Origin of the sequence: Sabulicella glaciei, assembly GCF_026183895.1 — a bacterium.
GTDB classification, from domain to species: domain Bacteria; phylum Pseudomonadota; class Alphaproteobacteria; order Acetobacterales; family Acetobacteraceae; genus Roseococcus; species Roseococcus glaciei.
Map to the genome: position 1 here is coordinate 1 of NZ_JAPFQI010000012.1, position 13,355 is coordinate 13,355.

Sequence of the window (13,355 nt, forward strand, 5' to 3'; positions counted from 1 at the left end):
ATCGCTCGACGGACCGCCGCTGTCGTGGTGGCGCAGCCGTGTTGAACCTGGCCCATAGCGCGTCCTTCCACTCCTGGGAGAAGACTGCACCATCAAAACCTGGGATCAAACATCTAGGCATGAGATCTCGCCCGTCTCACTCAGTAGTGAGCGAGAAGCGGTGACGCCGGCAGCTTCATTCTCAACCGCTCGGTCGTATTTGGCCGTGACGCGGCGCAGGTTGACTGGTGCCGTCGACGCGCTCGATTTTGTTGAGCCGGGCATGTGACCTATCGTCGAGGGTTGCTCCGCCACTTGGTTGCACTGCTCGCGGGCGGCTCAAGCTCCCCGCTGCGAACGCAGTTCTCGCCGCCTCCCGACCTCAAATGCACAAGTGATGCTGAAAAGGAACACGCAAGCGATACAGCGAATGATTATCACGCGTGGCTTCGGGCGGGGCTATGTTGCTAACGTGGACTGGAAACAGGCGGCATGGCCAGACGGGGAACGCTGATGCGTAGCAACGTCTTTGATTTCTTGTTCCTGACCACTGCAGCCGCCGCGCAGGTGCATGGCTCTTGCTGAGTGGTAGAATTGCTTTGCACATGCGTCGCCCCGCCGGAGACGAACCACGCCACAGCCTCCCACTGCTACCTATGTGCTACCTAGGCTTCTGCCACACAGCACGTCGGAGAGGGTAAGTGCTTGAAAAGAATGGTGGGCGCGACAGGGATTGAACCTGTGACCCCTGCCGTGTGAAGGCAGTGCTCTCCCGCTGAGCTACGCGCCCGTGCCGTGCATGCGGCGGGTAAGCCGCTGTTTGGCGGCGCAGGGCGCTTGTGTCAAGCGGGAGGCGCGGCCACTTGCGCTCCATGCCTCTCCTCCTCGCCATGCTCCTGCTCCTCGCCATTCCGGCGGCGGCCACGCCCTGGCGGGCGGAATACGCCGTCACGCTCGCCGGGGTGACGGTGATGGAAGCCCAGGTGACCTTCGATTTGGACGGGCCGGGCTATTGGGTCGAGTCCCGCTCCCGCTCGCGTGGCCTAGCCAGCCTCGTGGCGCGCGGCGCCTACGTGACCCGGGCCAGCGGCAGCTGGCGGGGCGACGCGGTGGCGCCGCGCCGCTACGCGACGGAGGGGCAGACCCGCGGATCGCCGCGCCGCATCGTCATCGACTACGAGAATGCCGTGCCGCGCGTCCGTGTGCTCGACCCGGTGGAGGACGTGCCCCGAACCCCGATCCCGGAAGACGCGCTGCCGGGCACGGTGGACAGCCTTTCCGCCCTCGCCATGCTGGCCCGGCAGGTGAGCCGCACGGCGCGTTGCGACGCCTCGGCGCGCATGTTCGACGCGCGCCGCCTGACGCTCTTCGCCGCCCGCACCGTGGGGCAGGAGGCGGACGGGCTGCGCTGCGAACTGGAAAGCCGCCATATCGCCGGCATCCCGACGCAGCGCGACCCGGTGCAGGCCGCGCAGCCGCAGATCATCCACACTTGGTTCGTCCGCCCGCACGAGAACGGCCCCGCCATCCCCGGGCGGGTCGAGATCGCCACACGCTGGTGGGGGCGGGTGGAGGCGCATCTGATCCGGCTGGAGCCCGCACGCGCAACATGATATAATATAACATGCTCGCGCGTCGCACCCTTCCGCTCCTCGCCCTTTCCCTTCCCTTCCTGGCCCGTGCCTCCGCGCCGCCCGTGGCCGTGGCCTCCTTTTCCATCCTCGGGGACATCGCCCAGCAGGTAGCGGGGCAGAGATGGGAGATCCGCACCCTCGCCGGACCAGACGTGGACGCGCACCATTTCCAGCCGCGCCCCTCCGATGCCGAGGCGTTGCGCGGCGCGACGGTGGCGATCCGCAATGGCGCCGGCTTCGATGGCTGGTTCGACCGCCTGGTGCGCGGGGCCGGGTTCCGCGGTCGCCTCGTCACCGCGACGGAAGGGCTGACCTTGCGCAGCGCCGCGACGCGGGGCGGCCATTCACACGGGTCCTCCGACCCGCATGCCTGGCAGGATGCACGCCTCGCCACAGGCTATGCCCGCCGCATCGCCCAGGCGCTGGAAACCGACCCGGCGCCCTACCTGGCACGCCTCGCCGCGCTGGACGAGGAGATCCGCGCCGCGATCGCCACCGTCCCGGAGGAACGCCGGGTGGTCGTCACCAGCCACGACGCATTCGGCTATTACGGCGCTGCCTACGGGGTGCGGTTCCTGGCCCCGCAGGGCACCTCCACCAGTGCCGAGCCTTCGGCGCAGCAAGTCGCGGCGCTGATCCGGCAGATCCGGCAGGGGAACATCACGGCCGTCTTCATGGAGAATATCGGCAACCCGGCGACGCTCCGCCGCCTTGCCGCAGAAGCCGGGGTGCAGGTGCGCGGAAGGCTCTTCGCCGATGCGCTCTCGCCCCCCGACGGTCCTGCCGCAACCTATGAGGCGATGATGCGCCACAACACCCGCCTGCTTGTTTCCGCCATGCGGAATGACCCTGCCTGATCTTTCCGTCCTGCGGGAGGAACAGCGGGACCTCGCTGCGCGGACGGTGCGCGAGGATGCGCTGGGCGAGGTGCGCCTGATCGGCGGCGTGGACATTTCCGCCAGCCGCTTCGAGCAGGAGGTCCATGCGGCCATCGTGGTGCTCGAATGGCCCTCCCTCACCGAAGTGGCGCGGGCCGGGGCGAGCCAGGTGGCGAGGATGCCCTACATCACCGGCTTCCTTGGCTTCCGCGAGGTGCCGGCCGCCGTCTCGGCTTGGCACGACCTGCCGGTGAAGCCCGACCTCCTCATGGTGGACGGGCAGGGGCTGGAGCATCCGCGCCGCTGCGGCGTCGCCACCCACCTGGGCGTCACGCTGGACGTGCCCGCCATCGGCGTCGCCAAGTCGCGCCTTTGCGGCACCTGGCCGGAACTGCCGGAACCCGTGGACAGCGCCGTGCCCATCACCGACCGGGGCGAGGTGGTCGGGATGTTGCTGCGCTCGCGGCTGCGGGCCAAGCCCATCCACATCTCCATCGGGCACCGCATCTCGCTGGACACGGCGATGCGCTGGGTGAGGGCGACGCTGCGCGGCCGCCGGCTGCCCGAGCCGACGCGCCGCGCGCATGACGCCGCTTCGGTGGTGCGGAAGGCGTTCCTCGCCTAGTTTCCCGCCATGCCGCGCATCCTCGTCACTCTCGCCGGGATTTCCGGTTTCCTGGCCGTGCTGCTCGCCGCGCTTTCGGCGCATGGGGCGGAGGAGGCGCGTGTCATGACCGGGCAGGTCGCCACGCTGCTGGGCTGGCATGCCCCGGCCTTCCTGGCCCTCGCGGCCTGGGGACGGGGAGGGGCGGCCGCCGCGCTCTGGGCGCTGGGCCTGCTGCTCTTCGGCAGCGCGGTGCTGCTGCGGGCCCATGCCGGCGTGTCGCTCGGCCCCATCGCGCCCACCGGCGGCATCGCGATGATGCTTGGCTGGGCGTCGCTGGCGGTGCTCGCGTGGCGCCGGTGATCCGCGCCGCCTACCTGGCCGATCCGGGGCTGGAAGCGCCGCTCGAGGAGGAGCTGACGCGGCGTGGCGTCGCCATCGCGCGGTGGCACGGGCCGCTCGCCCTGACCGAGGCGCCGCCGGTCCCCGCCGCCTGGGCGCTCGACATCTGGGATGCGCCGGTCGAGCTTCCCGCGCCTTCGGTGAAGGCGGCGGCGGATGCGCTGCGGGGCATCCAGCGCAACTGGTCGCAGGTGCCGGTGCTGCACCACCGCCGCTCCGCCCTCATCGAGGCGCGGCTGCCGCCGGTGAAGGCGCGGCCGCTTCGCTTCCCGGAGCCGGCCCCGACAGGGCACCTGGGCGGCTGGACGTTGCTGGACACCGATCTTCTGCTCGCCTCGCCCACCAAATCCTCGCCCTTTCCGCGCGGCGCGGTGCGCTTCGAGGAGGATCGCGAGGGCCCGCCCTCCCGCGCCTATCTCAAGCTGTGGGAGGGGCTGACGCGCTTCGGGCAGTGGCCGGGGCCGGGCGAGGTGGCGCTCGACCTCGGCGCCTCGCCGGGTGGCTGGAGCTGGGCGCTGGCGCAGCTGGGCTGCGCGGTGGTGGCGGTGGACAAGGCGCCGCTCGACCCGCGTGTTTCCGCGCTGCCCAATGTCACGCTGCGCCAGGAAAGCGCTTTCGGCCTCCCGCCCGAGAAGGTGGATTGGCTGTTCAGCGACGTGATTTGCTACCCGGCGCGGCTGCTGGGCCTCGTGCAGCGCTGGCAGGGCTTCGCGCGGCGCATGCTGTGCACGGTGAAGTTCCAGGGCGCCACGGACCACGAGACGGCGGAGCAGTTCGCCGCGCTGCCCGGCGCGCGCCTGTTCCACGGCGCGCACAACAAGCACGAGCTGACCTTCCTGTGGGAAGCGCCCTGACCCGCGCGAGAATTTTCCGCACCCGGCCCCTGGGGGCGGGTTGCCAGCCTTGCGGGGCTGTGGCACATGCTCGCCCACGGAGCGGGCGGGCGTAGCTCAGGGGTAGAGCACGACCTTGCCAAGGTCGGGGTCGAGGGTTCGAATCCCTTCGCCCGCTCCAGCCGATCCCCAAAGACAGAGTCTGCTAAACAGGCGTCCCCCCGCGTAGGTCGTGCGCCTCAAGGCTGGGCAGCCGGTCCCTCTCGAGACGCACCTTCCCCTTCACGCGTATGCGGCACGGCCATCCAGCGAAAGCGCTGACGGTACTGGTGCGGCGCAATGCCCGTGTTGCGCTTGAAGATGCGGCGGAAGGCGGCCGGCTCGGTGTAGCCGACCTCCTCGGCGATCGCGTCGATCGGCGCGTCGGTCGTCTCCAGCATCTGCTTGGCTTCCTCGATGCGCAGCGACTGCACGTAGTCGAGCGGCGCATAGCCCGTCACGCTCTGGAAACGGCGCACGAAGCTGCGTGCGGCGAGGCCGGAGACCTGCGTCATCCCCGCCACCGGATTGGCGCGGGCGTAGTTGTCGGCGATCCAGGCCTGCGCCGCTGCCACCGCCGCGTCATCATGCTGGCGCGGCCGAACCCGCGCGGCGAAGGGAAGCTGGCCGTCGCTGCGGTCGCCGAACAGGAACAGCTTGGCGGTGCGCCGCGCCTCCTCCTCCCCGCAGAAACGCGCCACGAGGTAGAGCGCCAGATCGGTCCAGGAGGCGTTGGCACCGGAGGTTACCAACCGATGCCCGGTCCCCGCCGTCACCAGCACCCGCTCGGGGCGGAGGCGGACATCCGGGTAGCGGCTGCGGATCTGGTCGGTCGCGGCCCAATGGCAGGTGGCTTCCATCCCATCCAGCAACCCGGCCTCCGCCAGCATCAGCGAGCCGGTGCAGACCGAGCAGACCAGCGCGCCTTGCGCATGCTGGCGCCGCAGCCACTCGACGGCTTCGGGCCATCGGCCACGGGTTTCCTCGTCGCGCCCCACCGCCAGGTCGCAGACGATCACGATGTCGGCGCGCTTCGCCTCCGCGAAGCTGAGATCCGGCGTAACGGGAAGCCCGACCAGATTCCGCAACGGCTCGCGGCTCGCCGCCACGATGCGCGGCGTGAAGCGCCGCGGCCCCGGGGACCAGCCGGTCAGCATCTCCCAACCTGAGCCGACGAAGGAGAGCACTTCAAAGAACCCGTTGAGCACCCCGGTCGCGATCTCGGGCACGGCAATCAGGCAGACCGAGACTCGGGCCGGGGCAAAGGGCGTGGTCATCCGGCAAGCGTGGCACGTCTGGACCGGTTTCGTCGATTCCGTGCCTGACGGCTCGAAGACTCCCCGTGCGAAGGGCGGTGCGTCATCACCAAGCGAACGGGAGATACCAATGTTCGACACCACCAGACGCAAGCTGTACGGGGCCGGCCTTCTCGGCGCCGGCGTCCTTCTCGGCGGCCTCGGCTTCACCCGGGCGGAAAACCTCGCCACGCGGGGCCGCATCCTGCTCGACGCGGGCGCCGCGCGGCCCATGGGCCTCGTGCAGGCCGCGAATTTCCCGCTGATCGAAGCGATCCACGGCCGCCGGTCGCGGCGCTTCGCCAAGGGGGCAGCGATCCCCAACGGGCCGCTCGCCTTCACCTCCCGTCACGCCCCCGAAGCGCTCGATCCGCTGGAGCAGATGCTGCTGATCGCGACCGTCGCCGGGAACACCGGATGGGCCGAGCTCTTCGCGCACCATCCGGGCTACGCGGGGCGCCTGCCCAACTACACGACGGCGGCGGGCGGGCGCAGCTTCCCGTCCTCGGCCGGCTTCAGCACGTCGGAGTTCTTCTTCACCGACGACACGGGCGTCTACTTCCTGCCGACGCGGGACATGACGCCCGCACCGGCCGAAGGCGGCACAGATCTGCGCGGCTGGCTGGACGCGCACCGCGCCCGGATCGTGAAGCTGGCCGATGGCCGGCTGAACATCCCGGCGGAGATGCCGCACATGGAGGGGCACAACACTTGGTGCGCCAACGTGCCCGGCTCCACCCTCGTCTTCCCGGTAGCGGATGTCGCGCAGCACGTGATCCTGCAGCTGCTCTACCTCGTGCAGAACGGCACCGGCATCTATGACGACGTCAACGGCCGGCAGATCCCGGGACTGGAGCGCTACACGCACCGGCTGAACCTGGAGGTCGCCTATCCGCTGACCTTCCTCGAGCAGATCGCGCTCAGCGACGTGTCGGTGGAGATGGGCACCGCCTGCTACGCGGGTGCCCTGATGCTCCAGGCGCTCGGCCTCGGCGGCTGGATGTACACCGGGATCAACCCCTTCACCGTCATGGGCGCGAGCGGCAATCCGGCGGTGCCTGGCCTCGGCTTCCGTTTCGACATGCTGCCGGGCAACCCCCTCCCGCACTTCACGGGATTGCCGGGGATCTTCGAGGCGCATGTCCCGCCCCACCACGCGAGCATGCGCGCAGCGGTCGAGACGGTGGTCGCCCGCAAGTTCGGCGCGGGCGGGCCCTTCGACCCGAAGCAGGGCGGGTCGTACCGCGAGAACGCGGCCGTCCGGTCGAGCGCTGCGCCGATCGACGCGGAGGCGATCGAGATCGCGACCGTGATGTCGGAATACGTCTTCTCGACCTTCGGGCGCTTCCCGGCGACGGTGCCGGCGGTGTTCCTCAAGACCTACCTCCAGGCGCACCGGCTCGACACCGAGTTCTACGACCGCCACCACGCGCCCGGCGCCTATCTCCGCACCCATGCCCGGCATGACCGCAACTGGGGATGACCAATGCCTCCGTCCGGCCCGGGCGTCTCCTGCCGACGCAATCCGCTTGCGCGATTCGGCGGACAGGAGGGACAAACGGGTCCGGACGGAGCATCCCCATTTCCGTCGCGGCAGAAGGGAGTCCGACGATGAAGGCCGTTGCCTACACCAAGAGCCTGCCGATCGCCGAGTTCGAGTCGCTCGAGGACGTGACGCTGCCCGATCCGCCCGAGCCCAAGGGGCATGATCTGCTGGTCGAGGTGCGGGCGGTCTCGGTGAACCCGGTGGATACCAAGGTGCGGATGCGCGCCGACCCGGGCGGCGCGCCAAAGGTGCTGGGCTACGACGCGGCCGGGGTCGTGCGCGCGGTGGGGCTCGACGTGCGGCATTTCCGGCCGGGCGACGCGGTGTTCTACGCCGGGGACATTTCCCGCCCCGGCACCAACTCCGCGCTGCACCTGGTGGATGAGCGCATCGTCGGGCCGAAGCCGAAGCGCCTGTCCTTCGCCGAGGCGGCGGCCGTGCCGCTCACCGCCATCACGGCCTGGGAGGCGATGTTCGACCGGCTGCGCATCCCCCGCGACACGACGCCGCGGCAGGAGGCGGTGCTGGTCATCGGCGGAGCGGGCGGCGTCGGCTCCATCGCGGTGCAGCTGGCGCGGCGCCTGACCGGGCTGCGGGTCCTCGCCACGGCGAGCCGCCCGGAAACGAAGGAATGGGTGCACCAGATGGGCGCACACGAGGTGCTGGACCACGGCGGCGACCTCGTGGCCCAGGTAAAGGCACTGGGCGTGAAGGTGCCCTATGTCTTCGTCACCACCCAGACCGAGGCGCACTGGGCCGCGATCTGCGAGATCGTCGCGCCGCAGGGCGGCGTGTGCCTGATCGACGACCCGAAGCAGCCGCCCGACGTGCGGATGCTGAAGAGCAAATCCGCCTCCCTCCACTGGGAGTTCATGTTCGTCCGGCCCATGAACGCAACGCCGGACATGGAGGAACAGCACCGCCTCCTCGCCGAGGTCAGCCGCATGCTGGATGAAGGCAGCCTGCGGACGACGCTGGGCGAGCATTTCGGCGCGATCAACGCAGCCAATCTGCGCCGCGCCCATGCCGCGCTGGAAAGCGGCAAGTCGCGCGGCAAGGTGGTGCTGGAGGGCTTCGGCGGCTGAGCGTGGAGCCCGCGTGTCACGATGGGCGCGCGGGTTCCGGCTGCGGGGCGTTCGGGAAGAAGAGCTGTTCGCCGTTGATCCGGTAGCTGGCGATGGCGGCCTGCCCCACTGGCGAGACGAGCCACTCCACGAAGCGGCGCGCCCCTTCGGCGTTGACGTGCGGGTGGCGCGCGGCACTGACGACCATGACGCCGTACTGGTTGAACAGGCGCTCATCGCCCTCGGCCAGGACGCGCAGGTCCTGGCGGTTGCGGAAGGACAGCCAGGTGCCGCGATCGGCCAGCACGTAGGCCCCCTGTGCGGCCGCGGCATTCAGCGCCGGGCCCATGCTCTGGCCGATCTCGCGGTACCACTGGCCGCGCCCCTGGACCGGGTCGAGCCCGACCTCGCGCCACAGGCGAAGCTCCGCCGCATGGGTGCCGCTGCGGTCGCCGCGGCTGATGAAGCCGGCCCGCGCACTTGCGACGCGGCGCAGCGCCTCCGCCACGTCGCGAGCGCCGGCGATGCGTGCGGGGTCGGCGGCGGGACCGACCAGCACGAAGTCGTTGTACATGACGGGATGGCGCGGTCCGCCGAAGCCTTCGGCCACGAAGCGCTCCTCCGCCGCGCGGTCATGCACGAAGACCACGTCGGCATCGCCGCGCCGCCCAACATCCAGCGCCTGACCCGTGCCCAGCGCCACCACGCGGACGCGGATGCCCGCCGCCTCCGTGAAGAGCGGCAGGATGTGGCCGAACAGTCCGGATTGCTCCGTGCTCGTCGTGCTGGCGACCGTGATCGCACGCTCCTGCGCGGAGGTGGGGAAGGCGGCCAGCGCCAGGATGGCGGCGAGAAGGCTTCGGCGAAGGGTCACCATACCAGGTCTCCTTGAAGAAAGGCGGCGGCTTCGGGCGCTTCGGGCGCGGCAAAGAAGCGCGGCGCCGGGGCGTGCTCCAGCACGCGGCCGCGATGCAGGAAGATCACCTCCCCTGCGAGGCGCCGCGCCTGGCCGATGTCGTGCGTGGTCATGACGATCTTGGTGCCGCGCCGCGCCAGGGCGGCGACGATCTCCTCTACCGTCCGCGTCGCCGATGGGTCGAGGCTCGCACAGGGCTCGTCCAGGAACAGCACTTCCGGCCGCAGCGCCGCCGCGCGCGCCAGGGCCAGGCGCTGCTGCTCCCCGCCCGAAAGCCGCCGCGCCGGCCGTTCCGCCAGCGCCGCCAGCCCGACCAGATCAAGCGCCTCCTCCGCGCGCCGGGCGCGCTCGCGCGGGGCGATGCCGGCCAGGGCGAGAGGGTAGGCGACATTCGCCGCGACCGAGCGGCGCAGCAGCACGGGGCGCTGGAACACCATGGCCTGCCGCGCCGCGGCGCGATCCGGCGCAGCCGCCCAGCGCACCGCGCCCCCACCGGGCGGGAGAAGCCCGTGCAGAAGGCGCAGCAGCACCGACTTGCCGGCGCCGTTCGGCCCGATCACCACGGTCGGCTGCCCGGCTTCGATGGAAAAGGACACGCCGTGCAGGATTTCGACGCCGCCGGCGGCGAAGCGCAGCGCCTCGACCAGCAGCGGAAGGATGGTATCGGGCGCCCGCATCACCCGGCCCAGCGGGAGGCCGCGCCGCGCAGCGCCTGGGCCAGCGCGTTCACTGCGACGACAATGGCCATCAGCACCAAGCCCAGCGCGAGGGCCAGCGGCAGGTCGCCCTTGCTGGTTTCCAGCGCGATGGCCGTGGTCATGACGCGGGTGAAGCCTTCGATGTTGCCGCCCACGATCATCACCGCCCCCACCTCCGCGCTCGCGCGGCCAAAGCCGGCGAGCAGCACGGTGAGCAAGGCGAAGCGCCCGTCCCAGAGCAGGGTAGGCACGGCGCGCAGCGGTCCTGCGCCGAAGGAGCGAAGTTGCTCCGCGTATTCCTCCCAAAGCCCCGACAGCGCCTCGCGCGTCAGCGCGGCGAGGATGGGGGCGATCAGCACGGCCTGGGCGATGACCATGGCGGTCGGCGTGAACAGCAGGCCGAGCGGCCCCAGCGGGCCCGAGCGCGACAGCAGCAGGTAGATCAGCAGCCCGGCGACGACCGGCGGCAGCCCCATCAGCGCGTTCAGCGCCACAATGGCGCTCTGACGCCCGGGGAAGCGCGTCACTGCCAGCAGCGCGCCGAGTGGCAGCCCGACCAGCGCGGCGATCAGCACGGCCGAAAGGCTCACCCGCAGGCTCAGCCCCACGATCGCCATCACCGCCGGGTCGACGGCGAGGATCAAGCCCAGCGCGGCGGTGATGGCGGCATGCAGGTCGCCCAAGACGTTCCCCTTCGGTGCGGGATCGGTGTCGCCGCTCCGTTAAGCAGGGTCAACGACGGGGCCGCTTGACCATCCGCCAGCATTTGCCGGATTTTGCCGCACAATGCCGGATGTCCTGACCCTGCGCGAGGCGGCCGCGTTCCTGCGCCTGTCGGAGCGCGCCCTGTACGACCTCGCGCGCGGCCGGCGCGTGCCTTCGGTCCAGCTGGGCGGCAAGTGGCTCTTCCCGCGCGACCTGCTGGACCGGTGGCTCCGCGCCCAGGCCGGGCTGCCCGGCGCCCCGGCGCCGGAACCGCCTCCCATCCTGGCCGGCAGCCACGACCCGCTGCTGGACTGGGCGGTGCGGCAATCGGGGTGTGGCCTCGCGTTGCGGTCGGTGGGCAGCCTGGACGGCATCGCAGCGCTGGCTTCTGGCGAGGCCATGGCCGCCGCGATGCACCTACCCGACCCCGACACCGGCGCCTGGAACGAACCAGCCGCGCGCGAGGCCATGCGGGGACGCGGTGTGGTCGGCATCACCTGGGCTTGGCGTGAGCAGGGGCTGATCCTGCCGGCCAGCAATCCGCTCGCCCTCGCCTCGGCCGCCGATTTGGCGCGGCTCGGCTTGCGGGTCGTTGGGCGGCAGAATCGGGCGGGAAGCCACGTGCTGCTGACCCACCTGCTGACGGAGGCCGGCATCCGGCTCGATCAGATCGGCTTCCTGCCCGAACCCGCCCTGGCCGAGGACGAGGTGGCCGCCGCCGTCGCCGAGGACCGCGCGGATGCTGGGTTCGGCATCCGCGCCGAGGCTTCGGCGCGCGGTCTTCATTTCGTGCCGCTGGTGCGGGAGCGCTTCGACCTGGTGATGGCGCACCGGCACTTCTTCGCCCCCGCCATCCAGTCCCTGCTCGGCTTCGCGCGGGGCGAGGCTTTCGCGGCGCGGGCGGCGCGCATGGGCGGCTATGCGGTGGAGGAGCTGGGCCGCGTCGCCTTCAACCTGTGAAAGCTGCGCGTCAGCGATGCGTCGTGACGCCGACCTGCTGGCACATGGAAACCAGCGGGCAGGTGGAGCAGCGCGGTCGCTCCCCGGTGCAGACATGCTTGCCGAAGGGGACCAGCCTTTCGTTGATCTCCACCCAGTAGCGCTCGGGCAGCACCTTCTCCAGCGCCGCCTGGGTGCGCTCGGGGGTGGAGGTGGCGACGATGCCCCAGCGATTGGTGATGCGGTGGACATGGACGTCCACGGCGATCAGGGGCCGGTTCAGCGCCACGCCCAGCGCCAGCGCGGCGATCTTCGGCCCGACGCCGCGAAACGCCATCAGCCCTTCCGGCGTGTCGGGCACGGCGCCGCCATGCTCCTCCACGATGCGGCGCGACAGGGCGAGGATGTCGCGCGCCTTGGGCTCCGGAAAGGTGGCGCCGAACAGGAGGCGGGTGATCGTCTCCTCGTCCAGCGCCGCCATCTGCTCTGGCGTGCGCGCCACCTCGAAGAGCCGCAGCGAGACGGGCATCGTCGTCTCGTCGCGGGTGCGGGCGGAGATGAGGCTGGAAACGAGCTGCTCGAACAGGGATCCGTAGCCGCGGTCGCGCATTTCGAACATGGCGGCCTTTGGCACGCCGGCGACGGCCTCGCGCAGGTGGTGGAAGGCCTCGTCGAAGTCGAAGGGCTGCTTGGCGGCGGCGGACATGGCGCCTCAACGCCCTGGGGGCGCCCCTCGGTTTGCTCCCTTTGCCGGGGGGGGTATACGGGGCCGCTGGATTGGCCGGATGTTGCGCTGCCGCGGCGCGGCCCGAAGGAAAGCAGGAACTGGCGATGAGCAGCGCGCGTGCGGTGCGGGACGACGAGCCCGAGGAGCTGGGCCGTCAGGTCATCCTGACGGAGGCGGAGGGCCTCGCGGCACTGGCCGCCTCCCTGGATGCCTCCTTCGGCCAGGCCCTTTCGCTGCTGGCCGAAGTTTCCGGCCGTGTCGTGGTGTCCGGCATGGGCAAGTCCGGCCATGTCGGGCGCAAGATCGCCGCCACCTTCGCCTCGACCGGCACGCCCTCGCATTTCGTCCACCCGGGCGAGGCGAGCCACGGCGACCTCGGCATGATCGTGCGGGGCGACGCGGTGCTGGCGCTGTCCAACTCCGGCAACACGGTCGAGCTGTCGGCCCTGGTCGCCCATACGCGACGCTTCGCCATCCCGCTGATCGCCATCACCGCCGGCGCCGGCTCCGCCCTGGCGCGTGCCGCCGACGTGGCGCTGCTGCTGCCCCCCGTGAAGGAGGCCTGCCCGATGGGCCTCGCCCCCACCACCTCCACCACCATGCAGCTGGCGCTGGGCGACGCGCTGGCCGTCGCGCTGCTGCACCGGCGCGGCTTCACCGCGGCGGATTTCGGCGTGTTCCACCCGGGCGGGCGTCTCGGCGCCCAGCTTTCCCGCGTGGAGGAGCTGATGCACCCGCGCTCCGAGCTGCCACTGGTCACACCGGAGACGCCCATGGACCAGGCACTGATCACCATGACGGGCGGCCGCTTCGGCTGCGTCGGGGTGGTGCGCGACGGGCGCCTCGCGGGGGTCATCACCGATGGCGATCTGCGCCGCACGCTGGAGGCGCGCTCGGGCGCGCTGCTGACCCTGGAGGCGGGCGAGGTGATGTCCGGATCGCCGCGCACCGTGCGGCCGGACGCACTGGCCGCGGAGGCGCTGCGGCTGATGAACGAGAACAAGGTGACCGCCCTCTTTGTCGTCGATGGGACGGGCGCGCCGGTCGGCATCCTCCATGTCCATGACCTTCTGCGCGCCGGCGTCGCCTGAAACGA

At 71.0% G+C, this 13,355-nt stretch carries 14 protein-coding genes and 2 tRNA genes; 10 read left to right on the forward strand and 6 right to left on the reverse strand.

The window, feature by feature from the left end:
- Positions 1-694: 694 nt before the first annotated feature.
- Positions 695-769 (reverse strand) — tRNA-Val (locus tag OF850_RS14670).
- A gap of 82 nt (positions 770-851) precedes the next feature.
- Here OF850_RS14670 and OF850_RS14675 point away from each other — a divergent pair.
- From OF850_RS14675 to OF850_RS14700, 6 genes are all read left to right on the forward strand, one after another.
- Positions 852-1,592, forward strand: a complete 741-nt coding sequence (locus tag OF850_RS14675; protein ID WP_301591134.1) for a DUF3108 domain-containing protein — start codon at positions 852-854, stop codon at positions 1,590-1,592.
- Positions 1,593-1,603: 11 nt separating this feature from the next.
- Positions 1,604-2,470 carry a metal ABC transporter solute-binding protein, Zn/Mn family gene (locus OF850_RS14680; protein WP_301591020.1) on the forward strand — a complete coding sequence of 289 codons (867 nt, stop codon included), beginning with the start codon at positions 1,604-1,606 and terminating at the stop codon, positions 2,468-2,470.
- Positions 2,457-3,116: a deoxyribonuclease V gene (gene nfi / locus OF850_RS14685; protein WP_301591021.1), complete on the forward strand. Its 660-nt coding sequence runs from the start codon at positions 2,457-2,459 to the stop codon at positions 3,114-3,116. Before OF850_RS14680 ends, nfi begins: the two co-directional genes overlap by 14 nt.
- A 9-nt stretch (positions 3,117-3,125) precedes the next feature.
- Positions 3,126-3,458 (forward strand): DUF423 domain-containing protein, encoded by a 333-nt coding sequence (locus tag OF850_RS14690; RefSeq protein ID WP_301591023.1) that lies wholly within the window; start codon positions 3,126-3,128, stop codon positions 3,456-3,458.
- On the forward strand, positions 3,455-4,351 hold the full coding sequence (locus OF850_RS14695) for an SAM-dependent methyltransferase (protein ID WP_301591135.1): 897 nt from the start codon (positions 3,455-3,457) through the stop codon (positions 4,349-4,351). Before OF850_RS14690 ends, OF850_RS14695 begins: the two co-directional genes overlap by 4 nt.
- 85 nt (positions 4,352-4,436) lie before the next feature.
- Positions 4,437-4,511, forward strand: a tRNA-Gly gene (locus OF850_RS14700).
- A gap of 58 nt (positions 4,512-4,569) precedes the next feature.
- On the opposite strand, the gene OF850_RS14705 is transcribed toward OF850_RS14700, so the two are convergent.
- On the reverse strand, positions 4,570-5,646 hold the full coding sequence (locus OF850_RS14705; RefSeq protein ID WP_301591024.1) for a GlxA family transcriptional regulator: 1,077 nt from the start codon (positions 5,644-5,646) through the stop codon (positions 4,570-4,572).
- A gap of 109 nt (positions 5,647-5,755) precedes the next feature.
- On the opposite strand from OF850_RS14705, the gene OF850_RS14710 reads away from it, so the two are divergent.
- Both OF850_RS14710 and OF850_RS14715 read left to right on the forward strand, forming a co-directional pair.
- The gene (locus OF850_RS14710) at positions 5,756-7,147 is read left to right on the forward strand and encodes a hypothetical protein (protein ID WP_301591026.1); all 1,392 of its coding nucleotides are present in this window, start codon (positions 5,756-5,758) and stop codon (positions 7,145-7,147) included.
- A 128-nt stretch (positions 7,148-7,275) separates the two neighbouring features.
- The gene (locus tag OF850_RS14715) at positions 7,276-8,295 is read left to right on the forward strand and encodes a zinc-binding alcohol dehydrogenase family protein (protein WP_301591027.1); all 1,020 of its coding nucleotides are present in this window, start codon (positions 7,276-7,278) and stop codon (positions 8,293-8,295) included.
- A gap of 16 nt (positions 8,296-8,311) precedes the next feature.
- On the opposite strand, the gene OF850_RS14720 is transcribed toward OF850_RS14715, so the two are convergent.
- From OF850_RS14720 to OF850_RS14730, 3 genes are read right to left on the reverse strand one after another with little or no spacing between them, the layout of a single operon-like run.
- Positions 8,312-9,151 carry a substrate-binding domain-containing protein gene (locus tag OF850_RS14720; protein ID WP_301591028.1) on the reverse strand — a complete coding sequence of 280 codons (840 nt, stop codon included), beginning with the start codon at positions 9,149-9,151 and terminating at the stop codon, positions 8,312-8,314.
- Complete coding sequence (locus tag OF850_RS14725) at positions 9,145-9,867, reverse strand: ATP-binding cassette domain-containing protein (protein WP_301591029.1); 723 nt, start codon at positions 9,865-9,867, stop codon at positions 9,145-9,147. The genes OF850_RS14720 and OF850_RS14725 overlap by 7 nt, the downstream gene beginning before the upstream one ends.
- On the reverse strand, positions 9,867-10,571 hold the full coding sequence (locus OF850_RS14730; RefSeq protein WP_301591030.1) for an ABC transporter permease: 705 nt from the start codon (positions 10,569-10,571) through the stop codon (positions 9,867-9,869). The genes OF850_RS14725 and OF850_RS14730 overlap by 1 nt, the downstream gene beginning before the upstream one ends.
- Positions 10,572-10,674: 103 nt before the next feature.
- On the opposite strand from OF850_RS14730, the gene OF850_RS14735 reads away from it, so the two are divergent.
- The gene (locus OF850_RS14735; RefSeq protein WP_301591031.1) at positions 10,675-11,553 is read left to right on the forward strand and encodes a helix-turn-helix transcriptional regulator; all 879 of its coding nucleotides are present in this window, start codon (positions 10,675-10,677) and stop codon (positions 11,551-11,553) included.
- 10 nt (positions 11,554-11,563) lie between these two features.
- Here the strand turns inward: OF850_RS14735 and OF850_RS14740 are convergent, their stop codons facing one another.
- Positions 11,564-12,238 carry an endonuclease III domain-containing protein gene (locus tag OF850_RS14740; protein ID WP_301591032.1) on the reverse strand — a complete coding sequence of 225 codons (675 nt, stop codon included), beginning with the start codon at positions 12,236-12,238 and terminating at the stop codon, positions 11,564-11,566.
- 125 nt (positions 12,239-12,363) lie between these two features.
- Here OF850_RS14740 and OF850_RS14745 point away from each other — a divergent pair, with 125 nt between their 5' ends.
- On the forward strand, positions 12,364-13,350 hold the full coding sequence (locus tag OF850_RS14745; RefSeq protein WP_301591033.1) for a KpsF/GutQ family sugar-phosphate isomerase: 987 nt from the start codon (positions 12,364-12,366) through the stop codon (positions 13,348-13,350).
- The last annotated feature ends 5 nt before the right edge of the window (positions 13,351-13,355 follow it).

What these genes read in the sequence shown, in the direction of transcription:
- OF850_RS14675 (WP_301591134.1), top strand. Translation starts at nt 852, where the DNA reads ATGCCTCTCCTCCTCGCCATGCTCCTGCTCCTCGCCATTCCGGCGGCG.
- OF850_RS14680 (WP_301591020.1), top strand. Translation starts at nt 1,604, where the DNA reads ATGCTCGCGCGTCGCACCCTTCCGCTCCTCGCCCTTTCCCTTCCCTTC.
- nfi (WP_301591021.1), top strand. Translation starts at nt 2,457, where the DNA reads ATGACCCTGCCTGATCTTTCCGTCCTGCGGGAGGAACAGCGGGACCTC.
- OF850_RS14690 (WP_301591023.1), top strand. Translation starts at nt 3,126, where the DNA reads ATGCCGCGCATCCTCGTCACTCTCGCCGGGATTTCCGGTTTCCTGGCC.
- OF850_RS14705 (WP_301591024.1), bottom strand. Translation starts at nt 5,646, where the DNA reads ATGACCACGCCCTTTGCCCCGGCCCGAGTCTCGGTCTGCCTGATTGCC.
- OF850_RS14710 (WP_301591026.1), top strand. Translation starts at nt 5,756, where the DNA reads ATGTTCGACACCACCAGACGCAAGCTGTACGGGGCCGGCCTTCTCGGC.
- OF850_RS14715 (WP_301591027.1), top strand. Translation starts at nt 7,276, where the DNA reads ATGAAGGCCGTTGCCTACACCAAGAGCCTGCCGATCGCCGAGTTCGAG.
- OF850_RS14720 (WP_301591028.1), bottom strand. Translation starts at nt 9,151, where the DNA reads ATGGTGACCCTTCGCCGAAGCCTTCTCGCCGCCATCCTGGCGCTGGCC.
- OF850_RS14725 (WP_301591029.1), bottom strand. Translation starts at nt 9,867, where the DNA reads ATGCGGGCGCCCGATACCATCCTTCCGCTGCTGGTCGAGGCGCTGCGC.
- OF850_RS14735 (WP_301591031.1), top strand. Translation starts at nt 10,675, where the DNA reads ATGCCGGATGTCCTGACCCTGCGCGAGGCGGCCGCGTTCCTGCGCCTG.
- OF850_RS14740 (WP_301591032.1), bottom strand. Translation starts at nt 12,238, where the DNA reads ATGTCCGCCGCCGCCAAGCAGCCCTTCGACTTCGACGAGGCCTTCCAC.
- OF850_RS14745 (WP_301591033.1), top strand. Translation starts at nt 12,364, where the DNA reads ATGAGCAGCGCGCGTGCGGTGCGGGACGACGAGCCCGAGGAGCTGGGC.